This is a genomic window from Streptomyces sp. NBRC 110028 (assembly GCF_001417735.1).
Classification (GTDB): Bacteria; Actinomycetota; Actinomycetes; order Streptomycetales; family Streptomycetaceae; genus Streptomyces.
In genome coordinates, this window is sequence record NZ_BBUZ01000022.1 from 785,024 (window position 1) to 806,903 (window position 21,880).

Genomic DNA, 21,880 nt, shown 5'->3' on the forward strand with positions numbered 1-21,880 from the left:
TCGTAGCGAGGAGCGATGATTTGGCGACATTGAGTCACCATGCCGGGTGATGGAAACCCGTAGTTGGTCGCAGACGTGTTGACGAACACGATCGAAAAGACCGAAATGTCGAGGAATTTATCGACAACACCACAACGCCATGTATCTGGCTTCCCCGCACGAGAAAGGCGCCGCCCCCGCGCACCGGCGGCCGACGACGCCTTCCCTCAAACCCTGGCTCAGTCGCTGAGCCGCTCCCCGGTGGAGGTGGAGAAGACGTGGGCCTCACCCGGCTGCGGCACGACGTGCAGCTGCGCGCCCTTCTCCGGCACCTGGCGGCTGCCGACCCGAATCACCAGGTCCTTGCTCTCGCCGCCGACCTCGGCCGAACCGAAGACGTACGCGTCCGCGCCCGTCTCCTCGACCACGTTGACGGTGATCCCGAGACCGGCCGGGGCGTCGTCGGTGGCCTTGGACAGCGTCTTCGCCGCCGCGCCACCCGCCTCCACCACGTCGAAGTGCTCGGGCCGGACACCCACGGTGACCGTACGGTCGCCCTTGTCGGCCGCGGCGGCCAGCGCGTCCCGGTTCACCGGCACCACGCTGTTGCCGAACTTCACACCGCCGTCGATGATCGGCACCTCGACCAGGTTCATCGCGGGCGACCCGATGAAACCCGCCACGAAGAGGTTCGCCGGCCGGTCGTACATGTTGCGCGGCGTGTCGACCTGCTGCAGCAGCCCGTCCTTGAGGACGGCCACCCGGTCACCCATGGTCATGGCCTCGACCTGGTCGTGCGTGACGTACACCGTCGTGATCCCCAGCCGCCGCTGCAGGCTCGCGATCTGCGTACGGGTCTGCACACGCAGCTTGGCGTCCAGGTTCGACAGCGGCTCGTCCATCAGGAACACCTGCGGCTCCCGCACGATGGCCCGCCCCATCGCCACGCGCTGCCGCTGACCACCGGACAGCGCCTTCGGCTTGCGCTCCAGGTACTCGGTGAGGTCCAGGATCTTCGCCGCGTCCTCGACCTTCTGCCGGATCTCGGTCTTGCTGACCCCGGCGATCTTGAGCGCGAAGCCCATGTTCTGCGCGACGGTCATGTGCGGGTACAGCGCGTAGTTCTGGAACACCATGGCGATGTCCCGGTCCTTCGGCGGCAGGTGCGTCACATCCCGATCCCCGATCCGGATCGCTCCGCCGTTGACGTCCTCCAGCCCCGCGAGCATCCGCAGCGACGTGGACTTCCCACACCCGGAGGGACCGACGAGTACGAGGAACTCCCCGTCCTCGATGGCGATGTCGAGCTGATCGACAGCGGGCTTCTCGGTGCCCGGGTAAATCCGGGTCGCCTTGTCATACGTGACAGTGGCCATGGTGATCTGGTCCCTTCACCGGCAGGAACGTGCCGGACGATCCGAGTAAAGGTAGGGGTCTAGTCCACTTGAAGTGGACTGGCGTGACGCTATACCGCCCACCCCCACCCTGTCTCTACTCCGGGCACCACAATTTTCGAACGGAGCACCCCGGTGTGGTGGGTACACTGCTGGGGACGCCGACTTAGCTCAGCTGGTAGAGCACCGCTCTTGTAAAGCGAAGGTCGTCGGTTCGAACCCGACAGTCGGCTCTGTGCGGGAGCTGCGCGAACGCCCCGGACGATCTTCGTCCGGGGCGTTCGGCGTCCACGCTGACGGATCATGGGCGCGTGCGTCGGCCGAACGGACGGAGCCGTCCTCCGTGCACCAGGGCGGCCCGCGTCGTCTGTGGGACGAACTCGAGTGCACCGGCAACGGACAGAGCATGGAGGGCGGGCTGCGACCGTGGCCCCCATGGCCGTGCGCAGCTCATGGTCGACTCTGTATGCCGGTCACAGCCGGTCTTCGGTGATGATCTCGCCGATCAGGTTGTGGACGCGGGTGCGGATCTCGTCGCGGATCGGCCGCACCGCTGTGACGCCCTGGCCGGCCGGGTCGTCGAGCTTCCAGTCCAGGTAGGTCTTCCCGGGGAAGTACGGGCAGGCGTCGCCGCAGCCCATCGTGATGACGACATCGGAGGTTTGGACCGCTTCGGCGGTCAGGACCTTCGGGATTTCTGCCGCGATGTCGATGCCGACTTCCGCCATCGCCTCGACCACGGCCGGGTTGACGTGCTCGGCGGGTGCCGAGCCGGCGGAGCGGACTTCGATGTGGTCACCCGCGAGGTGATTGAGGAAGGCGGCGGCCATCTGGGAGCGGCCCGCGTTGTGGACGCAGACGAACAGCACGGATGGCTTCTCCGGCTTCTGGGGGTCAGACATGGGCGGTGCCTTCCTCGTCGGGTGTGCGCTCGGTGGCCGCGGCGGTGGGTTGGGGGAAGTGGCGGCGGGCGGCCAGGGCGACGTGGACGAGGCCGATCAGGACGGGGACCTCGATGAGCGGGCCGACGACTCCGGCCAGGGCCTGCCCGGAGGAGGCGCCGAAGGTGGCGATGGCGACGGCGATGGCGAGTTCGAAGTTGTTGCCCGCGGCGGTGAAGGCCAGCGTGGTCGAGCGGGGATAGTCCAGGCCCACGGCCTTGCCCAGTGCCATGGATCCGGCCCACATCACGGCGAAGTAGATCAGGAGCGGTAGCGCGATCCGCGCCACGTCCATCGGCTGGGAGGTGATCGCGTCCCCTTGGAGGGCGAACAGCACGACGATCGTGAACAGCAGCCCGTAGAGCGCGAAGGGGCCGATCCTGGGGATGAGCCGGGTCTCGTACCAGGCCCGGCCCTTGGCCTTCTCGCCGAGGCGCCGGGTGAGGAAGCCGGCCGCCAGCGGGATGCCGAGGAAGATCAGCACGCTGCGGGCGATCTCCCACACGCTGACGTCGAGACCGGTCTGTTCCAGGCCGAGCCAGCCGGGCAGCACGGTGAGGTAGAACCAGCCGAGCGCGGAGAAGGCGATCACCTGGAAGACGGAGTTCAGGGCGACGAGGACGGCGGCGGCTTCACGGTCGCCGCAGGCGAGGTCGTTCCAGATGATGACCATGGCGATACAGCGGGCCAGGCCGACGATGATCAGGCCCGTGCGGTACTCCGGCAGGTCCGGCAGGAGAAGCCAGGCGAGTGCGAACATGATCGCCGGGCCGAGGACCCAGTTCAGTACGAGCGAGAGGATCAGCAGGCGTCGGTCCCGGGTGACCGTGTCGAGGCGGTCGTAGCGGACCTTGGCCAGGACCGGGTACATCATCACCAGCAGGCCGAGCGCGATCGGCAGGGAGACGCCGGTGACGGTCACCTTCGCCAGGGCGTCACCGAGCCCGGGAACGAGCCGTCCCAGGCCGAGGCCTGCGGCCATCGCCAGCAGGATCCACACCGCGAGGAAGCGGTCGAGGAACGACAGGCGCGCGGCAACGGGCGCCGTCATGGATTCGGCGGTCATCAGGCGTCCACCGCCGTCCCGGCACGGTCGGGCAGCGGCTGTCCGGCGGGGCGGGTGAGGATCCCGGCGAGCCGGTCGGTCATCTCCGGCAGCAGCCGGTAGTGGACCCAGGTGCCCCGGCGCTCGCAGTCGATCAGCCCGGCCTGCCGCAGCAGCTTCAGGTGATGGGAGATCGTCGGCTGCGACAGCTCGAAGGCGGGGGTGAGGTCACATACGCACACCTCGCCCCCGGCGCGGGAGGCGATCATCGACAGCAGCCGCAGCCGGATCGGATCGCCCAGCGCCTTGAACACCTTCGCCAGCTCGACGGACTGCGCCTCGTCCAGGGGAGCGGTCAGCAGTCCTGGGCAGCAGCCGTCGACGCTGTCCTGGCCCACCACCGCGAGGTCTTGTTTCGACATGCTTCTATGTTGACGTCTTTCGATCCAAGGCGCAATCTTGAATCGAAGGACATCGATGTAATGAGATGGGGGACGGTCATGTCTCGTGTTCAGCTCGCCCTCAACGTGCCCGACATGGACGCTTCGGTGGAGTTCTACTCGAAGCTCTTCGGCGTGGGGCCAGTCAAGCGCCGCCCCGGATACGCCAACTTCGCGATCACCGAGCCGCCACTGAAGCTCGTCCTCATCGAAGGAGAGGCCGGGCAGGAAACGCGCCTGGATCACCTCGGGGTGGAGGTCGCCTCCACCGACCAGGTCACCGCCGCCACCGATCGCCTCAAGGAGGCCGGGCTCGCCACCTTCGAGGAGAACGACACCTCCTGCTGCTACGCCCTCCAGGACAAGGTCTGGGTCCACGGCCCCGGTGAGGAGCCGTGGGAGGTCTACGTCGTCAAGGGCGACGCCGACCGGATGGGCAAGAGCGCGGCACTCGACACCACCGACGCATGCTGCGCCGGCGAGCCTGCCCCGACGGAGGCCCCCCAGACCCCCACGAGCAGCGAACACTGAGGCAACGGCCGGACCCGTTTGGCGGCACATCAGGTGAGGGCGCGATCACCTGTCGTTAGAAAGAGAACGTCATCCAGCCATCCCGGTTGACCAGCATGACCGCTGATGCCGGTGATGCGCCGCTTCACTCCAGCGCTGAGGAAGGCGTAGCGATGAGGTTCATTTCGCGGTCCGGCGCCATGACCGTCGCGGTCGGTGCGGGACTCTCCCTCGCGGTCCTGCCGACCGGGTCGGCCAGTGCCGCCGAGGGGACTCGCGTGCGGTGCAACGACATTTCCGGCCTGGTGGATGCGATCAACCAGGCCAACGCCAACGGCGGTCGCATCACGCTTGCGTCCCGCTGCACCTACACCCTGACCACGCCGGACAACCCGGACGATGGGCTTCCCGAGATCACCGGGGATGTCACCATCTCCGGCAACGGCTCCACCATCCGACGCGACCCGGACGCCACGGGCAGCTTCCGCATCTTCCACGTGGTGTCCGGTGGCACGCTCACCCTGAAGTCCCTCACGGTCAGCGGCGGCGTCAGCAGGGACTCTGGCGGCGGAGCCCTCAACGAGCAGGGCACGCTGAACCTGAAGAACACCGTCTTCAAGGACAATTTCGCGGTGACCGGTGGTGGCGTCTCCAACAACGGCGGACAGCTCCACCTCGACCGCACCACCGTCGAACGCAACACCGCGGCCAGCTTCGGCGGCGGAGTCCTCAACACCGGTAACGGCACAACCACCGGCAACGGCACAATGACGATGAAGGGCGGGGCCCTGATCAAGAACCGGGCCGTCACCAGCAATGGTGGCGGTCTGGAGAACCAACTGGGCACCGCGACCCTGGAGTCCGTATCGATCAGGGGCAACACCGCCATCGAGGGTGGTGGCATCCGCAACGTGAACACCTCCACCCTGAACCTGAAGTCGACCACCCTCAAGGACAACATCGCCGTGAGAGGCGCGGGCCTCTCGAACCTCGGCCCCAACGCCACCGCCACACTGGTCGACAGCCTGATCACACGTAACACGGCGATCACCGCCGGCGGCGGCATCGACAACCAGTCGGGCGGTCAGGTGACGCTCACCAACACCAAGGTCGTCAACAACACCCCGGACAACTGCGCCCCCGAAGGCAGCGTCCCCGGATGCACCAACCCCACCGGGGCCCTTGACCCGCCCCCCACGCAAGGTCTCCAGTCCGACGACGACGTCGAAGACCCCGAGTGAGCCGCCTGATCCGAACCGCGGCCATGAGCTGCTGACCACAGCGGCGCGGAAGGGCGGGGCCCACTCACCGGGTCCCGCCCTTCCGCGCCCGTGATGCGTACGCTCGCCGACCGCGCGCTGTGCGAGTTGGTTCACCAGGCTTGACGTCGGTGGGGTCTCAGGGCTGTGGGGCGAGCCTGAGCAGCAGCTCGGTCAGCTCCACCGGCATCGTGATCATGCAGTCGTGGCCGGTCGGCAGTTCCCACACCTGGGCCGGGGTGCCGTTGGGCTGTACCGGGGGGACCGGGCGCCGGGCGTAGCCCTCCGGCTCGCCGACGACGCAGTGGATGTGCGTCCGGGGGATCGCGCGCGCGGCCGGGTTGTCCAGGCGGACCGGTTGCTGGAGGCAGCGCACCGGCTGATCCGACAGCAGGGTACGCAGCCACGCCACGTCCGCCGGGTCGGTGACCCCGAACAGGCCCGCGGGCGGCGGCAGCTCGGGGAGCGGCGGGACTCGCCAGCCGCTGTCGGACGCGACGGCGAGGTCGATCAGGCCCTGGGTGACGGGCATGATGTCGGCCGCGCTCTCGCCGTCCTCCGGGACCATCGCGTCGAGGTAGACCAAGCGCGCGATCCGGTCCGGGATCCGGTTGGCCACCGAGGAGATGACGAGCCCGGCGTAGCTGTGGCCGACGAGTATCACCTCGGTGAGGTCTTCCTCGGCGATCAGGCTGACGATGTCGTCGACATGTGTGTCGAGCCCTACCTCGGGGCCGAGCAGATGCGCCTTGTCGCCGTAGCCCGTCAGCGACGGCGTGAGCACCCGGTGGCCGGCCGACGTCAGCAGCGGAACCACCCGCTCCCAGCATCGGCCGCTGTGCCAGGCACCGTGGATCAGTAGATACAAGGACATGGGCTGCTCCTCGCCGTGGATGTCCGGGTCGCTGATCAGGCTGGTGCCCGGGCTCCGGGTGGGCCAGGGTCCCCGCGGTCCTGGGGGTGACAGGGCCAGGCACGCGGGCGAGAAGGCACATTAGGGTCGGGGGATGACCGGCGAACCGAATCCGCTGGGCGATTACGTGCGCGCCCGCCGCGAGCTCGTCACCCCTGAACAGGCCGGTATCCCCGCCCTCGGGCGGCGGCGCGTGCCGGGGCTGCGCCGGGAAGAGGTCGCGATGCTCGCGGGCATCAGCGCCGACTACTACCTGCGCCTGGAGCAGGGCCGCGACCGCAACCCCTCGGTGCAGGTCCTGGAGTCCCTCGCCCGGGTGCTGCGGCTCGACGACGACGCCACGGCGCATCTGTTGCGGCTGGGCGCGGCCAAAGCCCGGCGGCGTCGGGCCCGGCCCCCGGCGGAGGCCGTCCCTCCGGGCGTCGGCAAGCTCGTCGCCACGCTCCCGCTGCCCGCGTACGTCGAGGGCCGCTGCTTCGACGTCCTCGCCGCCAACGCGCTGGCGACGGCGCTGTCGCCGCGCCTCGTGGCGGGGGCCAACCGGCTGCGGGACCTGTTCCTCGACCCCGCCGAGCAGGCCCTCTATCCGGACTGGGAGAACGCCACCACGGGACTGGTCGCCGGTTTCCGCGAGTCCGTCGGCACCGCCACGGACGACCCCCGGTTCATCGAGCTGGTCGGCGAACTCTCCCTCGCCAGCACCCGCTTCCGCCGCCTCTGGGCCCGCCATGACGTGCACGTATGCGAAGGCGTACCCATGCGCATCGACCACCCTCAGGTCGGCCGGCTGCTGCTCAATCGAGAGCGGCTGGGCATCGGCGGCGCGGATGGCCAGACGCTCGTCGTCCACCACCCGGATCCCGGCACCGACAGCGCCGGGAAGCTGGCGCTCCTGGCCTCCGCCATCCAGCAATTGGGTACCGGCCGGTTGACGGCGGACGTATGGTGGAGCGGAAACGCATCAACGCCCCGCCTCGAACGTTGAGTTGGGCGGGCCGAGCGGGGGAAGAAAGGTGCGTGCCCGATGACGGTCGGGCTCCTCTCCACGATCGTTGCCGTCTTCTACGGGGCCACGATCTCGATTCTCGCTCTTACCGCGACCTTCGCGCGGCGCCGCTCGCTGCGGCGCGAAGCGCGCAGCACCCTTGCCGTCCTGGTGCCGGGGAGGGCGGTGGAATCGCGGCACGTGGACGGCGCGGCGGTGGGCCCGGGCAGCTGAGGGGCTACGGAGAAGCCGGAGTCAGTCGTGGTGGGCGCCGTCGAGGATGTTCTCGCGGCCTCAGGCGCCGAGGGGGCCAGCGCCTCGTTGAGCGAGGTGCCGAACGCGGTCAGCGAGTACGCGACGCGCGGCGGCACCTCGTCGTAGACCTCAAGAAGATCACCGTGCTCGGCCTCGGCGCGATGGGCGCCGCGCTCGCTCGGGCGTGGCTGGGCGCGGGGTACGAGGCTGCGCACCGCCGAGGAGCAGGGCGTGAGCCCGGAACTGCTGAGCCCGTTCATGGCGCTGATGGAACGCCGTCTCGCCGCGGGACACGGCGACGAGGGGACGACCGGGGTGATCGACCTGCTGCTTCGCTGAGACGGACGCGGGTCAGGCCGCGCGGCCGAAGGAGCGGAGCCTGGTGAAGGAGGACTCCAGCCCGCGCTTCAGCAGCCGCGCCGCCGGGCGTTCCACGAAGCGGTGCACCAGCCAGCTCAGGGCCAGGAAGCCGGAGATGACGAGGGCGAGGAGCAGGCGGGGGTCCATGGTGTCGTGCAGGCGGTTGAGCAGGGACACGCCGGCGACGTAGTGCATCAGGTAGAGCGGGTAGGTCAGGCAGCCCGCGGTGACCAGCCACCTCCAGCGGATGCGGTCGGTGAAGCCGAGCGCGACGGCCACCATGATGAGCAGGAAGACGGTGAAGATCAGGACGGCGCCGCGCCAGCTGGAGACGTCCTCGTACGCGACCCGCATCGCCAGTTCGCGCTGGCCCATCAGCCACGCCATGGCGAGGATGCCCCAGAGCAGCAGGTCCTGGCCGAAGCGGTGCATGAGGTAGAGGGCGAGGCCCGCGATGAAGTACCAGGCGCCGCCGGGGTCGGCCGCCAGGACCAGCAGCGGGAACGTGGACACGGGGGCGAGCATCGCGGCCGCGCCCCATACGCAGCAGAAGACGACGACCCTGCGGTAGGTCAGGCCCATGGCGACCACGACCATGAAGAGCAGGTAGAAGCGCAGCTCCGACCAGAGGGTCCAGTAGACGAGGTCGACGTCGGGCACGTCGGAACCCGACTGCAGCATGGTGAGGTTGAGCAGGATGTCCCGCCCCGGCGGCCGGTCCCATACGCCCGGCAGGACGATCATGGAGACCGTGGTGAAGGCCACGCCGACCCAGTACGCCGGGTAGAGGCGGATCACGCGGGAGACGAAGAAGTCCTTCGGCGTGCGGCCCCAGCACGACATGCAGATGACGAAGCCGCTGATCACGAAGAAGATCTCCACGCCGATCCAGCCGAAGGACGCGAAGTGGAACAGGGTGGGCATGATCTCGGACGCGGGGCGCCCCCAGATCGCGTTGCCCGGCTGGTTGGCCCGGTTGGTGCCCGCGTAGTGGTGCAGGGCCACCATGAGCGCGGCGACCAGGCGGATGCCGTCGACGACGTACAGCCGGGGCCGCCCGACGGTGGCCACCTTTCGCGTCGGGGCCGTCCCTGGCGGGGCCGGACGCGGTGGGGCCGTCCGCGGCGGGGAGTCGCCGCCGGTGCGCCCGGCCACGGCGGCCCCACCGCGTCCGGGCGAGTCGACGGCCGGGGAAAGCGGCTGCTGAAACCTGACCTGCATCAGACCTGCGTCATCCTCACGAGGGGGAACCGAACAAGGGGGAACCGAACAAGGGGGAACCGAACAAGGGGGAACCGACGGAACCTCGGGCGCAACGGCCACGGGCGGTTCACGCTACGGCCGCCGAAGCCCGCCCAGCCCGGACAGACGGCGGCAATTCGGATAGCGCGGAGCCGTCGTTCCGGAAAGCCTCGTGGATGCGCCGCGCAGTGTTCTCCGACGCTTCATCCACCCAGCGGTTCGCGAGGCGGACAAAGGTCGTCCGGGGCGTTCACTTTCCGCTGCCGGGGCGAGGCCAAACGATCAATAGAGGTCAGGGGCGTGTGGCGGATGGGACGCGGGCGTAGGCTCGCGACCGGCGATCGCTTGATGGTGTGTCAGGAGATTTGGTGATGACCGAGCAGTCCTCCGCCCAGGACGGGCCCCTGATCCCGATGCCGGTCCTCACCCCGTCGGCACTGCGGGCGGCGGTCGCCCAGATCGCGCCCGGGGAGCTGACGGCCTTCGTCGAGCATCTGGACCGGGCCGTCGAGCAGGCCGCGCGCAACGGCACGATCTCTCCGCTGCGTACCTTCCTCCAGTGGTGGGGCGAGTTCGTCGCGATTCAGCGGTATCCGGCCCGGGCCGCACGGCTGCGGGAGCTGGAGGTCGTGGCGGAGGAGGCGACCAACCGGGAGGCGCTGGGGTCCGCGCTCGCCGAGATGCGGCAGATCATGGACGCGGCGCATCGGGAGACGCCGGCGGTAGGGCGATAGCCGCCTCGCGCATGGCCGAGGGGTGTCGGCCGTGGTGCGCGCCCACAGATCACGGCGGCAGGTAGGCCTTGGGGCGCGGGGAGTGTAGGGGCAAGCCGGGCGCGGTGTGGGTGCTTTTGTGCACTCCTGACGAACGCGGTTTTTTGCAGCAGGCAAAGTTTAGTGTTTCGCGTACTCCAGCACCCCCCACCAGGAGGCACGATGACAACTCACGGGCGTGGCAGCCGCGCAGCATCGAACCGCAGCCGCATGACGGCCGGCGGTGTCGCCCTGGCGGCGGTGGTCGCGGGGGCGGGGATCTGGGTCTCCCAGGCGGATGACGAGGGGAGCCAGTCGGTGACCGACAGCGGGATGCCGTCCGCGCACGGTGGGGCCGGGGCGGCCGCAGCGCCGGGGGCGGAGGCCGCGAACTCCGGGCCGCTGAGCGAGCTGGACAAGACGTTCCTGGTCAAGGTCCGGCAGGCCGGGCTGTGGGAGATCCCGGCCGGGCGGATGGCGCAGACCCAGGCGTCGAGCGAGGCGATCAAGCGGGCCGGGACGCATCTGCTCGACGGGCACAGCAAGCTCGACCAGCTGGTGCGGGAGGACGCGAAGGCGCTGTCGTCGTCCATACCGGACGAGGCCTCGGCCGAACAGCAGGCGTGGGTACGGCAGTTGAAGGCCGCCGACGGCGAGAAGTTCGACCAGCTCTTCGTGGATCTGCTGCGCGCCTCGCACGGGAAGATCTTCATCACCATCGGCGAGGTCCGCGCCGCCACCAAGAACCATCTGGTCCGGCGGCTGGCCCAGGTGACCAACGACACCGTGATGGACCACATGACGGTGCTGGAGGACACCGGGCTGGTGACGGACGCGGTGCTGGACGACGTCGGGGCCAGCGTGCCGAAGTAGGGCGTCCGGTTCGCGCACGCGCGCCGGCTTCGCCGGGCCGCCCGCGAGACCCACGACGGTGGCGCCCGCGTGCTTCGCGTACGGGACCAGGGGCCGGCCGACGTCAGCCTTCGACTTCAACCTCGGTTCAGGTCAAGGGGTTCATGGGGCAAGGGGTTCATGGGGCAAGGGGTTCGTGGGTCAAGGGGTTCGTGGGGCAAGGGGGCCGGGGGTTCAGACGCGGGGGTAGCGTGCTTGGAGGTCCCAGATCGCCGGGTTGTCGCCCAGCCCCTCGTGCATGTCGACGAGGTCGGCGATCAGGTCCTGGAGGAAGTCGCGGGCCTCGCGGCGCAGCGCGGAGTGCTGGAAGGTCAGCGGCGCCTCTTCGAGCGGTACCCAGTCGGCGGTGATGTCCACCCAGCCGAAGCGGCGCTCGAAGAGCATGCGGTCGGCGGATTCGGTGAAGTCCAGCTCCTCGTGGATGCGGCGGGCGGACCGGCTGCCGCGCGGGTCGCGGTCCAGCCGTTCCACGATGTCGCACAGGGCCCAGGCGAAGTCGAGCACCGGAACCCATCCCCAGGCTGTGGACAGTTCGCGGTCGGCCACGGTGTCGGCGAGATAGACGTCGCCGCAGAACAGGTCGTGGCGCAGTGCGCGGGTGTCCGCGCTCCGGTAGTCCGTCTGCGGCGGGTCCGGGAAGCGGCGGGAAAGGGAGTAGCCCAGGTCGATCACGGGGTCGATGGTGTCATGCGGGGGCCGGCCGATAAGGCGGCAGGGGCGCCCGGGCGGTGGGGCCGGGCGCCCTCGGCGTCGTCGCTTCGGCGGTGCCGCCTCGGCGTCGTCGCCTCAGTGGCCGCGCGCGATCCACTCCTCCAGGTGCGGTGCCTCGTCCGCGATCAGGGTCGGGTCGCCGTGCCCGGTGCGGACGACGGTCTGCGGCGGCAGGGCGAACAGCCGCTCCCGGATGGACTCGATGATCGTGTCGAACGAGGAGTACGAGCGCCCGGTGGCGCCCGGACCGCCCTGGAAGAGGGTGTCCCCGGAGAACACGGTGGTCAGGGCGGGGGCGTGCAGGCAGACCGCGCCGGGGGAGTGGCCGGGGGTGTGCAGGACGCGCAGCTGCGTACCGCCGACGGTGAGCACGTCGCCGTCGGCCAGCGGCTTGTCCGGGGCGCGGTCGGGGTGGCGCATCCGCCACAGCACCTCGTCGTCCGGGTGCAGCAGGATCGGGGCGCCGGTGCGGTCGGCGACGTCCGGGGCCGCGTCGATGTGGTCGTCGTGGCCGTGCGTACAGATGACGCCGAGCAGCCGGCGGTCGCCGACGGCCTCGACGATCGCGTCCGCGTCGTGGGCGGCGTCGATGACGTACACCTCGTGGTCGTCGCCGATGAGCCAGACGTTGTTGTCGACGTCCCAGGTGCCGCCGTCCAGCGAGAAGGTGCCGGAGGTGACCAGATGGTCGATGCGTACGGGCGGAGGGGTCATCGCGGTGTCACCACCAGGGATCATCAGAGCATCACCACCGAGCGCAGGACGTCGCCGCGGTGCATCTTGTCGAACGCCGCCTCGATGTCGTCGAGCCCGATGGTCTCGCTGACGAAGGCGTCCAGGTCGAGCCGTCCCTGCTGGTAGAGGTCGATCAGCAGGGGGAAGTCGCGGGAGGGCAGACAGTCCCCGTACCAGGAGGACTTGAGGGCACCGCCGCGTCCGAAGACGTCGATCAGCGGCAGTTCGAGCTTCATCTCCGGGGTGGGCACGCCGACCAGGACGACGGTGCCGGCCAGGTCGCGGGCGTAGAACGCCTGCTGGTACGTCTCGGGGCGGCCGACGGCCTCGATCACCACGTCCGCGCCGTTGCCGTCGGTCAGCTCGCGGACGGCCTCGACGACGTCGGCGGTCTTGCCGTTGATGGTGTGGGTGGCGCCGAGGGAGCGGGCCTGCTCCAGCTTCCGGTCGTCCACGTCCACCGCGATGATCTTCGCGGCGCCGGCGAGCCGGGATCCGGCGATCGCGGCGCCGCCGACTCCGCCGCAGCCGATGACCGCGACCGCGTCGCCGCGCCCGACGTTGCCGGTGTTGATGGCGGCGCCGATGCCGGCCATCACTCCGCAGCCGAGCAGCCCGGCGGCGGCCGGGGAGGCGGCGGGGTCGACCTTGGTGCACTGGCCCGCCGCGACGAGCGTCTTCTCGGCGAACGCGCCGATGCCGAGGGCGGGGGTCAGGGCGGTGCCGTCGGTGAGCGTCATGGGCTGGGACGCGTTGTGGGTGGCGAAGCAGTACCAGGGGCGGCCGCGGCGGCAGGCCCGGCACTGGCCGCACACCGCGCGCCAGTTGAGGATGACGTAGTCGCCGGGGGCCACCTCGGTGACGCCGTCGCCGACGGACTCCACGACGCCCGCCGCCTCGTGCCCGAGGAGGAACGGGAAGTCGTCGTTGATGCCGCCTTCCCGGTAGTGCAGATCGGTGTGGCAGACGCCGCACGCCTGGACCTTCACCACCGCCTCGCCGGGGCCGGGGTCCGGCACCACGATCGTCTCGATGCGGACCCGCTCGCCTTTGCCGGGGGCCACCACGCCGCGTACGTGTTGAGTCATGGAAGCAGCGTAAGGGCCGATCAGCGGCTACGACAGGAACTCGGGGCGACCGCATCGGGCCGCACCGGCATCACCGGTGCGGCCCGTTCCGCTTACCGCGGGCAGGTGGGTCGCCGCGGGGCGGGAGGCGGGGCTACTTCACGTTGATCGCGGTCCAGGTGGCGGCCACCGTGTTGTACTCGGTGCTGCTCGCCCCGTAGAGGTCGCGCGCGGCGTTGAGGGTGGCGGTGCGGGCCTGGGCGTACTTGCTGGTGGAGGTCAGGTACGTGGTCAGGGCCTTGTACCAGATCTTGATGGCCTTGTCCCGGCCGATGCCGGTGATCGTCGAGCCGTCGTACGTCGGGCTGTTGTAGCTCACGCCGTTGATGGTCTTCGCGCCGCTGCCCTCGGACAGCAGGTAGAAGAAGTGGTTGGCGGGCCCGGAGGAGTAGTGGACGTCGACGTTGCCGAGCGTCGAGGACCAGTAGTCCTTGGACGCGCCGTCCTTGCTCGGCTTGTCCTGGTAGCGCAGCGGGGTGCCGTCGCCGTTGATGTTGATCTTCTCGCCGATGAGGTAGTCACCGGCGTCGGAGGCGTTGCCCGCGTAGAACTCCACCGCGGTGGCCATGATGTCCGAGGTGGCCTCGTTGAGGCCGCCGGACTCGCCGCTGTAGTTGAGGTTGGCGGTGGCGGCGGTGACGCCGTGGGACATCTCGTGGCCGGCCACGTCCATCGAGGTGAGCGGGTTGGAGTTGCCGGAGCCGTCGCCGTAGGTCATGCAGAAGCAGGAGTCCTGCCAGAAGGCGTTCACATAGCTGTTGCCATAGTGGACGCGGGAGTACGAGCCCACGCCGTTGTTCTTGATGCCGTTGCGGCCCAGGAAGCTCTTGTAGAAGTCCCAGGTCTCGGCCGCGCCGTAGTGCGCGTCCACCCCGGCGGTCTGGCGGCCGCCGCCCCAGACGTCATCGGCGTCGGTGTAGAGCGTGCCGGTGCCCGACGACCCCTGGTTGAGGTCGTAGGTCTTGTGGCTGCCGCGGGTGGAGTCGGTGAGGCTGTACGTGGAACCGCTCTTGGTGGTGCCGAGGGTGACCGTGCCGCTGTACTTGCTGGTTCCGGTGCCGGTCTCGACGGCCTCGTTCTCGGCCAGCTTCTTGCCGGTGGCGGCGTCGGTGATGACGTGCAGCTCGCTGGGCGTGCCGTCCTTCTGGGTGCCGGTGACGACGGTCTCCCAGGCGAGGACGGGCTTGCCCGACTCGGCCCAGACCACCTTGCGCGGCGCCTTGGCCTTCTCACCGGAGTCGGACGCGGTCGCGGCCTTCAACGCCGCCTTGGAGGCGGCGGAGGCGGACACCGCGGCGTCCGTGCCGGGCACGGTTATCGTCGCGCTGGTGGCCTTGGTGACGGTGCGGGCGCCGCTGGGCTTCTCGTGGACGACCAGATCGCCGCCGAGGACGGGCAGCCCGTCGTAGGTGCGCTCGTAGCGGGTGTGCACGGTTCCGTCGGCGTCCTTGATGACGTCGCGGACGAGGAGCTTCTCCTTGGCCCCGAGCCCCAGGTGATCGGCCTGGGCGGAGGCATCGGCCTGCGCCGCCTTGATGGAGGCGGTGCGCTCCGCGGGGGTCAGCTGCAGCGCGGTCGCGCCTGCCTCGCGGGAGTTGTCCGGCTGGGCGGTGGCCGAACCGGTCTGGACGCCGATGACGACCATGGCGGCGGAGGCGACGAACGCGGCCGCGCGGATGGCCTGCTTGCGGGGGGAGGAAGCGTGAGGTCTCACTCGGTCTCCTTGCTGAGGGGCCGCGGGGTCGCGGCCCTGCGTAGGGGGTGCGGACAGCCGTGGGTGGGCTGCCCGGTCGAGCAGGAGTGGTGCGTGAGGTGCCAAATGCGAACCAGGGCTACCGCGGAGTCAGGAACGACGCGCGGCGAGCCGAGCAGAGAGTGTCATCGAACGATCCGTTCTGACAGGTGCGTAACAAGAAATTGACCATTCGTTATTCAAACAGGGCAAATTTCGGTCAGTCAGGCATGGCATGGAAATGCCCGGTTGATGCGCACGTGTCCGTAAACGCGGCGAGGGCCGCCCCCTGGGGTGGGGGCGGCCCTCGCCGCGTGAAGCGCTGGGAACCTCAGACGTTGACGCCGAAGTCCTGCGCGATGCCGACCAGGCCCGAGGCGTAGCCCTGGCCGACGGCGCGGAACTTCCACTCCGCGCCGTTGCGGTACAGCTCGCCGAAGACCATGGCGGTCTCGGTGGCGGCGTCCTCGCTCAGGTCGTAGCGGGCGATCTCGGTGCCGCCGGCCTGGTTGACGATGCGGATGAACGCGTTCCGCACCTGGCCGAAGTTCTGGCTGCGCGACTCGGCGTCGTAGATCGAGACCGGGAAGACGATCTTGTCGATGTCGGCGGGCAGGCCCGCCAGGTTGACGTTGATCTGCTCGTCGTCGCCCTCGCCCTGACCGGTGACGTTGTCACCGGTGTGGACGATGGTCTGGTCCGGGGTGGCCTTGTTGTTGAAGAACACGAAGTGCTGGTCGGAGTAGACCTTGCCGTTCGTGTTCACGGCGATGGCGCTCGCGTCCAGGTCGAAATCGGTGCCCGTGGTGGTGCGGACGTCCCAGCCGAGGCCGACCGTGACGGCGGTCAGGCCCGGTGCCTCCTTGGTGAGCGAGACGTTGCCGCCCTTGGACAGGCTTACAGCCATGGGGAGTCCCTTTCGTGGTCTCGATGGTTCGAGCCGGCGGGCTTCGTCCTCAAAGCTCCGGGCGAAGCCGCCGTCACCCTCCACAACGCCGTCAGGGCACCGGCAGGTTCCAGATACCTTTACTTTCTTTGCCAAACCCTGATGGGGGTCCGTGGGCCCCGCCCCGCGCCCCGCCAAAACGGGATGACGGCGCGGGGGTCGGCGGGTGACGATGGAGCCATGTCCGGGCCCTATGTCATCCGTGGTGCGGTCTCCCTGCCGGAGGCCGAGCTGATGTGGCGTTTCTCCCGGTCGTCCGGGCCCGGCGGACAGCACGTCAACACGAGTGACACCTCCGTCGAGCTGCGCTTCGACCTGGCCGCCACCGACGCGCTGCCGCCCGTATGGAAGGAGCGCGCGCTGCGGCGGCTGGCCGGGCGGCTGGCCGACGGGGTGCTCACCGTACGGGCGTCCGAGCACCGTTCCCAGTGGCGCAACCGCGAGACGGCCGCCGTCCGGCTCGCCTCGCTGCTCGCGGAGGCGAGCGCGCCGCCGCCCAAGCCGCGCCGCCCGACCCGGATCCCGCGCGGCATCAACGAGCGCCGGCTGCGGGAGAAGAAGAAGCGGAGCGACACCAAGCGCGGTCGTTCTGGACGCGGCTGGGACTGAGGGGACGGGGACGGTCCCCCCTGTTCTGGGGGCGGGGGCGCGAGGGTATGGCGGCGCGAGGGTGTGGCAGCGGCTATTCGAGGGTGCGGTAGCGGCCGCGGAAGTACGTCAGCGGGCCGCCCTCCGTGCTCGGCGTCGCCGCCGCCAGCACCCGGCCGATCACGAGGGTGTGGTCCCCGGCCGGCACCCGCTGTTCGGTGCGGCACTCGACCGTCGCCAGCGCCCCGGACACCAGCGGAGCGCCGGACTCCGCGCCGCGCGTCACGGCCATGTCCGCGAACAACAGCCTGTCGCTGATGCGCCCCTTCATGGCGAATCGTCCCGCTGTGGTCCGTTGACTCTCCGACAGGACCGACACCGCCCAGAGCGGCTGTCGTTCGAGTAGCTCGTCCAGCCGGGAGCCGTTGCGAACGCTCACCATCGCGAGCGGCGGGTCAAGTGACACCGACATAAACGCGGTGGCCGTCATGCCGACGTCCTCACCGCTCGGCCCCTCTTCCGGGTCGTGCGCCGTCACCAGCACCACGCCCGCCGCGAGTCGCGACAGGGCGGCGCGGAAGTCGTCCTCACTCACCCCACCAGCATGCGGGACGGCGGGCCCGGCCGGGGTCGGGGAGGGGGCGGGAGTGGAAGGCGTCGTCTGGAACACGTTCTCCACGCTAGTCAGATCCGGCCGCCCTCCGCATCGGGCCGCCGGACCAGTCCGGACGTAGGTCTGCGGCCGTAGGCGGCCCGCTTGCGGAATTTGCTTTCAGAAAAAAGAGGAGCGCTCCCACGCGGTTCCGGAGGGCCGCGAACACGTTCTGTGACATGAGTCACAGCAGCCGGTAATTGTTGACCCTGTGTACCGAGTGGGCAGCTCGCTGTGATTCAGTGGCCGTTGGCAATCGGACGACAAAGGAAGCCAGGAGTTGCTGTCGAGGTCTCGGGGGAGGGCGAGCGATGGAGGCCGAGTCGGAGCCCTATATCCGTCTTGCGACCCTGCGGCAGCTGCATCAGGTGGTCGCCGACCTGAACACCGCGCGCAGCCTCGCCGACACCGTGCAGACCGTTGCCGACGGCGTCATAGCCGGGCTCGGCTACGAGCTGTCGGCCGTCAATCTGGTCCGTCCGGACGGTGACCTCGTGGTCGCCGCCGTGGGCGGCAGCTCGGGCGCCGAGGCACTGATGGCCGGGCGGGTCGGCTCCCGCGCCTCCTGGGACCGCCGGCTGTCGATGGGCGACCGCTGGGGCGATCTGCGTTTCATCCCGCACACCGAGGGCTGGGTCCTCGACGATGACGACGTGCCGCAGTGGCACACCACCGGCCCCGAGCCCCGCTTCGCCGACGAGTGGCACTCCAGGGACCGCCTGTTCGCCCCCCTGCACGCGGCGGGCGCTTCCGGTGGCGAGCTGATCGGGGTCCTCTCCGTCGACAAGCCGCGCAATGGGCGCCGCCCCAACACATGGGGGCGCGAGGCGCTGCAGATGTACGCCTTCCACGCCGCCGTCGCGATCGGCAACGCCCGGCTGCGCGGCAACATGCAGCGCGCCCTGCTGCGGCTGGAGCGCGAGCAGCAGGCCCTCCGGGCCAGTGAGGAATCCTTCCGTCAGGCGTTCGAATACGCGCCCAGCGGCATGGCCATCGCCGAGATGGGCGGCGACCAGAACGGCCATCTGCTGCGCACCAACGACGCCCTCTGCCGCCTGCTGGGCCGCCCCGCCTCGGCGATGCGCCGCTACTCCTTCGCCGACCTCGTCCACCCCGAGGACATCGGCACCCTGCTGCGCACCTCCCACGAGGGCGGCCGCTCCGAGCTGCGGCTCGCCCGCCGCGACGGCACGTACGTCTGGGTGTCGCTGCGCAACTCGGTGGTCGCCGACGCCGCCGACGGTCCGCGCTTCCTGCTCACCCACGTCGAGGACATCGAGGAGCGCAAGCGCCATGAGCTGGCCCTCGCCCACCGCGCCAGCCATGACTCGCTGACCGGCCTGCCCAACAGCGCCGAGCTGCGCGCCCGTCTGGGCAGCAGGCTGTGCGCCCATCCGCCGCCGGGGGGCCGGGCGGAGTTCGCCGACGGGCCGCGACGCGCGGACGGCGGTGAGGGGGTGGCGCCCGCCGGCGGCGGCTTCCCGCACGGCTTCGACCAGTACGAGAGCTTCGGCTCCCGGCCCCCGCTCGCCACGGGCGGCGTCCAGTTCGACCACCATGTGCACACCTTCGCGCCCAACGAGGACGACGACGTCGACGACGGCCACAAGGGGCTCGCGGTCCTCTTCTGCGACCTCGACGGCTTCAAGTCGATCAACGACCGGTTCGGTCACCACGCGGGTGACGCGGTCCTCATCGAGGTCGCCCGACGGCTCACCAGCGGGGTGCGGGACGGTGACACCGTCGCCCGGCTCGGCGGTGACGAGTTCGTCGTCCTCGCCGACGGCCTCGGCCGGGCGGACGCCAAGGACCTGGCCGTCCGGCTGCGCAACGCGATCCTGCCACCCATCCGGGTCGACGGCCGTGCGGTGCGCGTGGGGGCCAGTTTCGGGATCGGCTGGGCGGGCTGCGGCATGTCGGCCGAGGAGGTTCTGCACTCCGCCGACCAGCGCATGTACGTCGAGAAACGGGCCCGTTCGAAGGAGCGCAGACGGGCCGGGTGAGGTCCGTACGGGCCTCGGCCGGGACGGGCGGGAGCCCGGCCCGCTCCGATCGAGGTACGCTGCGTCGATGCGGCCCTGCCGCCGACAGTGAACCGATCATGAATATTGGCCATCCGGATAGCCCACGCCCTGTTGAGGCCCTGTCGGCCCTGATATGAGCTGTCGTGGCGCGTACGCACACCTGAGCGCCGATGGCCATATGCATAGGGGAGTGACCAGGGATGACGGCCGGCAACAACGGCTCGGACACACCGGAGAACGACGACCCGTTCGCCTATCTGTACCGCTCGGAGGGCGACCAGGGCGGACAGGGTGGCCAGTCGGGTCAGCCGGGTCCCGCCCGCACCGGTGGGTACGGCTACCCCGGCCCGGCCGGCCGGCAGCAGCCGGGGGTGCCCCGCACCTCGTACAACCACGTCCGCGCGGTCGGCGAGCGCAACTACGGCCAGCAGATCCCGAACCAGCAGCCGCAGGGCTACGGGCAGCAGGGCCAGCAGGGGTACGGCCGGCAGAACGCCCACTACGCCGCCCCCGAGACGCTGCCCGGCGGCAACGGCCACCGCCAGTCCGCCGCCCCGCGCGGTGGCGGTGGCGGCCGGGGCCCCAACAACCGGGGGCTGCTGATCGGCGCCGTCGCCGTGGTGGCGGTGGTCGTCGTCGGCATCGGCGTCGCGATGCTCACCAATGGTGACGACAAGAAGGACCAGGGCGACCAGGCGGGCGGGAAGCCCACGGCGGCGTCCAGCGTCGAGCCCAGCGGCAAGCCGGAGCCCTCCGAGAAGCCCGGCGGGAAGCTGCCCAAGGAGGACGCGGCCAGCATGCAGCTCGGCGGCGGCGCCGCCCCGGCGAGCGACGTCAAGGGCGCCAAGGGCAAGGGCGGCACCTACGTCGGCGGCTTCAACAGCCCGGGCTCCTCGGCGACCTGGAACGTGGACGTCGACCGGGCCAAGGCGTACAAGCTGTACGTGCGCTACGGCGTGCCCGGCGAGGACCAGAGCCTGTCGCTGACGGTCAACGGCAAGAAGTCGGACCGGCCGATCAGCATGAAGAACTTCTCCAACGCGCCCAAGGGCGACTACGAGAAGGGCTGGACGTACTCGTGGTCCATCGTGCAGCTCAGCCAGGGCAGCAACACGATCACCCTGTCGTGCGGCGAGGGCGACAAGTGTGACGTCAACCTCGACCAGATGTGGCTGAAGAGGGGCTGAGACGGAGCTGGGGCAGAACCGGCGGCGGGTCCGTCCCGCCGCCTCAGGCCGCCGTCGGGTGCTCGGTGACCTCGATCCGGCCCAGCAGCTCCGCGTAGACCGCCCGGTCGAACTCGCCCGCCGCCGGTGCCCGTACGGCCGCCGCCGACAGGGCCACCGCGCGGGCGATCCGCTCGGGCCAGGGCACCTCGTCCACCAGCCCGGACAGCAGCCCCGCCACCGCCGCGTCCCCGGCGCCCGTCGGATTGCCCGTCAGGCGCTCCGGCGGGGCCGCCTGCCAGGCGCCCTGGGCGGTGATCGCGAGCAGCCCGTCCGCGCCGAGCGAGGCGGCCACGGCGCGCGCCCCGCGCCGCCGGGCGTCGCGCGCGGCGCGCAGCGGCTCGGTGGAGCCGGTGAGCCCGGCCAGCTCCTCGGCGTTGGGCTTGACGATGTCGGGGCGGGCGGCGACGCCGCGGCGCAGCGGTTCGCCGCTGGTGTCCAGCAGGGTGGGGACGCCCGCGGTCCGGGCCTCGCGGATGAGCTGGGCGTACGTACCCACGGGCACGCCGGGCGGGAGGCTGCCGCACAGGGCGACCGCCGAGGCCTCGCGCAGCAGCCGGGCGTAGGCGTCCATGAAGGCGGCCCATTCGGCGGCGGTGACGGCCGGTCCGGCCTCATTGAGCTGGGTGGTGTCGCCCGACGCGGTGTCGACGACGCCGAGGGTGCGCCGGGTGGTACCGGCGATCGGCACCAGGGCGTCGGTGATCCGCCCGCCGCCGGTGCCCGCGTCCGGATCCGCTTCGGGCTCCGCGGCCAGCAGCTCACGGACCACCGTGCCGGTCACCCCTCCGGCGAATCCCGTGACGGCGGTGTGGTGGCCGAGGGCTGCGAGGACGCGCGCGACGTTGATGCCCTTGCCGCCGGGCCGCTCGGTGACCTCGGTCACGCGGTGGCTGGCGTGGGGGCGCAGCCGAGGCACCCGGTAGGTGATGTCGAGGGCGGTGTTGAGCGTGACCGTCAGGATCACCCGGCATCTCCCTTCCCGTCCCCCCGCCGGACGGAGATTCCTGTGCTGAAGCGTGTGGCCGGGTGCCCAGCGGCGCCCCGCGCGTGAGCGATCATGCCAAAGGCGCGGCGCCCGGCCCACCCTTTTGGGGTGACCGGGACGCCCAATCATGGCGCTGAATCAGCCAATTCGGGGTCGACGCGGCA

22 protein-coding genes, 1 tRNA gene and 1 pseudogene are annotated in these 21,880 nt (G+C 70.3%); 10 read left to right on the forward strand and 14 right to left on the reverse strand.

What is annotated here, in order from left to right:
* Nucleotides 1–218: 218 nt before the first annotated feature.
* Nucleotides 219–1,355 (reverse strand): ABC transporter ATP-binding protein, encoded by a 1,137-nt coding sequence (locus ASC60_RS03685; protein ID WP_055546550.1) that lies wholly within the window; start codon nucleotides 1,353–1,355, stop codon nucleotides 219–221.
* 178 nt (nucleotides 1,356–1,533) lie between these two features.
* Here ASC60_RS03685 and ASC60_RS03690 point away from each other — a divergent pair.
* Nucleotides 1,534–1,606, forward strand: a tRNA-Thr gene (locus tag ASC60_RS03690).
* Nucleotides 1,607–1,846: 240 nt separating this feature from the next.
* Here the strand turns inward: ASC60_RS03690 and ASC60_RS03695 are convergent.
* Genes ASC60_RS03695 through ASC60_RS03705 form a run of 3 tightly spaced genes read right to left on the reverse strand, consistent with a single transcriptional unit; the run spans nucleotide 1,847 to nucleotide 3,781 of the window.
* Nucleotides 1,847–2,275 carry an arsenate reductase ArsC gene (locus ASC60_RS03695; protein ID WP_055546551.1) on the reverse strand — a complete coding sequence of 143 codons (429 nt, stop codon included), beginning with the start codon at nucleotides 2,273–2,275 and terminating at the stop codon, nucleotides 1,847–1,849.
* Nucleotides 2,268–3,380, reverse strand: a complete 1,113-nt coding sequence (gene arsB / locus ASC60_RS03700) for an ACR3 family arsenite efflux transporter (protein WP_055546552.1) — start codon at nucleotides 3,378–3,380, stop codon at nucleotides 2,268–2,270. The genes ASC60_RS03695 and arsB overlap by 8 nt, the downstream gene beginning before the upstream one ends.
* Complete coding sequence (locus ASC60_RS03705) at nucleotides 3,380–3,781, reverse strand: helix-turn-helix transcriptional regulator (RefSeq protein ID WP_055546553.1); 402 nt, start codon at nucleotides 3,779–3,781, stop codon at nucleotides 3,380–3,382. The genes arsB and ASC60_RS03705 overlap by 1 nt, the downstream gene beginning before the upstream one ends.
* Before the next feature lie 78 nt (nucleotides 3,782–3,859).
* On the opposite strand from ASC60_RS03705, the gene ASC60_RS03710 reads away from it, so the two are divergent.
* Both ASC60_RS03710 and ASC60_RS03715 read left to right on the forward strand, forming a co-directional pair.
* Nucleotides 3,860–4,330, forward strand: a complete 471-nt coding sequence (locus tag ASC60_RS03710; protein ID WP_055546554.1) for an ArsI/CadI family heavy metal resistance metalloenzyme — start codon at nucleotides 3,860–3,862, stop codon at nucleotides 4,328–4,330.
* Nucleotides 4,331–4,482: 152 nt separating this feature from the next.
* On the forward strand, nucleotides 4,483–5,550 hold the full coding sequence (locus tag ASC60_RS03715) for a hypothetical protein (protein ID WP_055546555.1): 1,068 nt from the start codon (nucleotides 4,483–4,485) through the stop codon (nucleotides 5,548–5,550).
* A 157-nt stretch (nucleotides 5,551–5,707) separates the two neighbouring features.
* Here ASC60_RS03715 and ASC60_RS03720 read toward each other — a convergent pair whose 3' ends face one another.
* On the reverse strand, nucleotides 5,708–6,442 hold the full coding sequence (locus tag ASC60_RS03720) for an alpha/beta fold hydrolase (protein ID WP_055546558.1): 735 nt from the start codon (nucleotides 6,440–6,442) through the stop codon (nucleotides 5,708–5,710).
* A gap of 133 nt (nucleotides 6,443–6,575) precedes the next feature.
* Between ASC60_RS03720 and ASC60_RS03725 the strand changes: the two genes are divergently transcribed.
* Nucleotides 6,576–7,466: a helix-turn-helix domain-containing protein gene (locus tag ASC60_RS03725; RefSeq protein ID WP_055546560.1), complete on the forward strand. Its 891-nt coding sequence runs from the start codon at nucleotides 6,576–6,578 to the stop codon at nucleotides 7,464–7,466.
* Nucleotides 7,467–7,543: 77 nt separating this feature from the next.
* On the opposite strand, the gene ASC60_RS42605 is transcribed toward ASC60_RS03725, so the two are convergent.
* Complete coding sequence (locus ASC60_RS42605) at nucleotides 7,544–7,936, reverse strand: winged helix-turn-helix transcriptional regulator (protein WP_234356762.1); 393 nt, start codon at nucleotides 7,934–7,936, stop codon at nucleotides 7,544–7,546.
* Here ASC60_RS42605 and ASC60_RS40555 point away from each other — a divergent pair.
* Nucleotides 7,923–8,060 (forward strand): annotated as a pseudogene (locus ASC60_RS40555) (NAD(P)-dependent oxidoreductase); the annotation flags it as partial. The gene ASC60_RS42605 and the pseudogene ASC60_RS40555 sit on opposite strands and share 14 nt — an antisense overlap.
* Nucleotides 8,061–8,072: 12 nt before the next feature.
* On the opposite strand, the gene ASC60_RS03735 reads toward ASC60_RS40555, so the two are convergent.
* Complete coding sequence (locus tag ASC60_RS03735; RefSeq protein ID WP_079038129.1) at nucleotides 8,073–9,302, reverse strand: acyltransferase; 1,230 nt, start codon at nucleotides 9,300–9,302, stop codon at nucleotides 8,073–8,075.
* A gap of 392 nt (nucleotides 9,303–9,694) precedes the next feature.
* Between ASC60_RS03735 and ASC60_RS03740 the strand changes: the two genes are divergently transcribed.
* Together ASC60_RS03740 and ASC60_RS03745 are read left to right on the forward strand one after the other, a co-directional pair.
* A complete protein-coding gene (locus tag ASC60_RS03740; RefSeq protein WP_055546564.1) occupies nucleotides 9,695–10,057 on the forward strand; it encodes a DUF6247 family protein in 363 nt (120 codons plus the stop codon).
* 249 nt (nucleotides 10,058–10,306) lie between these two features.
* Nucleotides 10,307–10,948, forward strand: coding sequence for a DUF4142 domain-containing protein (locus ASC60_RS03745; RefSeq protein WP_107096968.1), 642 nt, complete (start codon nucleotides 10,307–10,309; stop codon nucleotides 10,946–10,948).
* 213 nt (nucleotides 10,949–11,161) lie between these two features.
* On the opposite strand, the gene ASC60_RS03750 is transcribed toward ASC60_RS03745, so the two are convergent.
* The 5 genes from ASC60_RS03750 to ASC60_RS03770 all read right to left on the reverse strand — a co-directional run bounded on the left by ASC60_RS03750 (nucleotide 11,162) and on the right by ASC60_RS03770 (nucleotide 16,199).
* A complete protein-coding gene (locus ASC60_RS03750; RefSeq protein ID WP_055546568.1) occupies nucleotides 11,162–11,659 on the reverse strand; it encodes a hypothetical protein in 498 nt (165 codons plus the stop codon).
* A gap of 114 nt (nucleotides 11,660–11,773) precedes the next feature.
* Nucleotides 11,774–12,412 carry an MBL fold metallo-hydrolase gene (locus tag ASC60_RS03755; protein WP_055547204.1) on the reverse strand — a complete coding sequence of 213 codons (639 nt, stop codon included), beginning with the start codon at nucleotides 12,410–12,412 and terminating at the stop codon, nucleotides 11,774–11,776.
* Nucleotides 12,413–12,435: 23 nt separating this feature from the next.
* The gene (locus ASC60_RS03760) at nucleotides 12,436–13,521 is read right to left on the reverse strand and encodes an S-(hydroxymethyl)mycothiol dehydrogenase (protein WP_055546570.1); all 1,086 of its coding nucleotides are present in this window, start codon (nucleotides 13,519–13,521) and stop codon (nucleotides 12,436–12,438) included.
* A gap of 133 nt (nucleotides 13,522–13,654) precedes the next feature.
* The gene (locus ASC60_RS03765; RefSeq protein WP_055546572.1) at nucleotides 13,655–15,274 is read right to left on the reverse strand and encodes a M4 family metallopeptidase; all 1,620 of its coding nucleotides are present in this window, start codon (nucleotides 15,272–15,274) and stop codon (nucleotides 13,655–13,657) included.
* A 349-nt stretch (nucleotides 15,275–15,623) separates the two neighbouring features.
* Nucleotides 15,624–16,199, reverse strand: a complete 576-nt coding sequence (locus tag ASC60_RS03770) for a TerD family protein (RefSeq protein WP_055546574.1) — start codon at nucleotides 16,197–16,199, stop codon at nucleotides 15,624–15,626.
* Nucleotides 16,200–16,418: 219 nt separating this feature from the next.
* Here ASC60_RS03770 and arfB point away from each other — a divergent pair, with 219 nt between their 5' ends.
* Nucleotides 16,419–16,847: an alternative ribosome rescue aminoacyl-tRNA hydrolase ArfB gene (arfB, locus tag ASC60_RS03775; RefSeq protein WP_055546576.1), complete on the forward strand. Its 429-nt coding sequence runs from the start codon at nucleotides 16,419–16,421 to the stop codon at nucleotides 16,845–16,847.
* 73 nt (nucleotides 16,848–16,920) lie between these two features.
* Here arfB and ASC60_RS03780 read toward each other — a convergent pair whose 3' ends face one another.
* Nucleotides 16,921–17,496 (reverse strand): flavin reductase family protein, encoded by a 576-nt coding sequence (locus tag ASC60_RS03780; RefSeq protein ID WP_055547206.1) that lies wholly within the window; start codon nucleotides 17,494–17,496, stop codon nucleotides 16,921–16,923.
* A 293-nt stretch (nucleotides 17,497–17,789) separates the two neighbouring features.
* Between ASC60_RS03780 and cdgB the strand changes: the two genes are divergently transcribed.
* Both cdgB and ASC60_RS03790 read left to right on the forward strand, forming a co-directional pair.
* Nucleotides 17,790–19,481 (forward strand): diguanylate cyclase CdgB, encoded by a 1,692-nt coding sequence (gene cdgB, locus ASC60_RS03785; protein ID WP_055546578.1) that lies wholly within the window; start codon nucleotides 17,790–17,792, stop codon nucleotides 19,479–19,481.
* A gap of 221 nt (nucleotides 19,482–19,702) precedes the next feature.
* Nucleotides 19,703–20,689 (forward strand): CBM35 domain-containing protein, encoded by a 987-nt coding sequence (locus ASC60_RS03790; RefSeq protein ID WP_055546580.1) that lies wholly within the window; start codon nucleotides 19,703–19,705, stop codon nucleotides 20,687–20,689.
* 43 nt (nucleotides 20,690–20,732) lie between these two features.
* On the opposite strand, the gene ASC60_RS03795 is transcribed toward ASC60_RS03790, so the two are convergent.
* Nucleotides 20,733–21,695 (reverse strand): 1-phosphofructokinase family hexose kinase, encoded by a 963-nt coding sequence (locus tag ASC60_RS03795; RefSeq protein ID WP_055546582.1) that lies wholly within the window; start codon nucleotides 21,693–21,695, stop codon nucleotides 20,733–20,735.
* Nucleotides 21,696–21,880 lie beyond the last annotated feature (185 nt).

Coding starts and splice junctions, on each gene's coding strand:
- ASC60_RS03760 (WP_055546570.1), bottom strand. CDS start 13,521: ATGACTCAACACGTACGCGGCGTGGTGGCCCCCGGCAAAGGCGAGCGG.
- ASC60_RS03790 (WP_055546580.1), top strand. CDS start 19,703: ATGACGGCCGGCAACAACGGCTCGGACACACCGGAGAACGACGACCCG.
- ASC60_RS03735 (WP_079038129.1), bottom strand. CDS start 9,302: ATGCAGGTCAGGTTTCAGCAGCCGCTTTCCCCGGCCGTCGACTCGCCC.
- arsB (WP_055546552.1), bottom strand. CDS start 3,380: ATGACCGCCGAATCCATGACGGCGCCCGTTGCCGCGCGCCTGTCGTTC.
- ASC60_RS03740 (WP_055546564.1), top strand. CDS start 9,695: ATGACCGAGCAGTCCTCCGCCCAGGACGGGCCCCTGATCCCGATGCCG.
- ASC60_RS03715 (WP_055546555.1), top strand. CDS start 4,483: ATGAGGTTCATTTCGCGGTCCGGCGCCATGACCGTCGCGGTCGGTGCG.
- ASC60_RS03770 (WP_055546574.1), bottom strand. CDS start 16,199: ATGGCTGTAAGCCTGTCCAAGGGCGGCAACGTCTCGCTCACCAAGGAG.
- ASC60_RS03725 (WP_055546560.1), top strand. CDS start 6,576: ATGACCGGCGAACCGAATCCGCTGGGCGATTACGTGCGCGCCCGCCGC.
- ASC60_RS03720 (WP_055546558.1), bottom strand. CDS start 6,442: ATGTCCTTGTATCTACTGATCCACGGTGCCTGGCACAGCGGCCGATGC.
- ASC60_RS03685 (WP_055546550.1), bottom strand. CDS start 1,355: ATGGCCACTGTCACGTATGACAAGGCGACCCGGATTTACCCGGGCACC.
- arfB (WP_055546576.1), top strand. CDS start 16,419: ATGTCCGGGCCCTATGTCATCCGTGGTGCGGTCTCCCTGCCGGAGGCC.
- ASC60_RS03695 (WP_055546551.1), bottom strand. CDS start 2,275: ATGTCTGACCCCCAGAAGCCGGAGAAGCCATCCGTGCTGTTCGTCTGC.
- ASC60_RS03710 (WP_055546554.1), top strand. CDS start 3,860: ATGTCTCGTGTTCAGCTCGCCCTCAACGTGCCCGACATGGACGCTTCG.
- ASC60_RS03755 (WP_055547204.1), bottom strand. CDS start 12,412: ATGACCCCTCCGCCCGTACGCATCGACCATCTGGTCACCTCCGGCACC.
- ASC60_RS03745 (WP_107096968.1), top strand. CDS start 10,307: ATGACGGCCGGCGGTGTCGCCCTGGCGGCGGTGGTCGCGGGGGCGGGG.
- ASC60_RS03705 (WP_055546553.1), bottom strand. CDS start 3,781: ATGTCGAAACAAGACCTCGCGGTGGTGGGCCAGGACAGCGTCGACGGC.
- cdgB (WP_055546578.1), top strand. CDS start 17,790: ATGGAGGCCGAGTCGGAGCCCTATATCCGTCTTGCGACCCTGCGGCAG.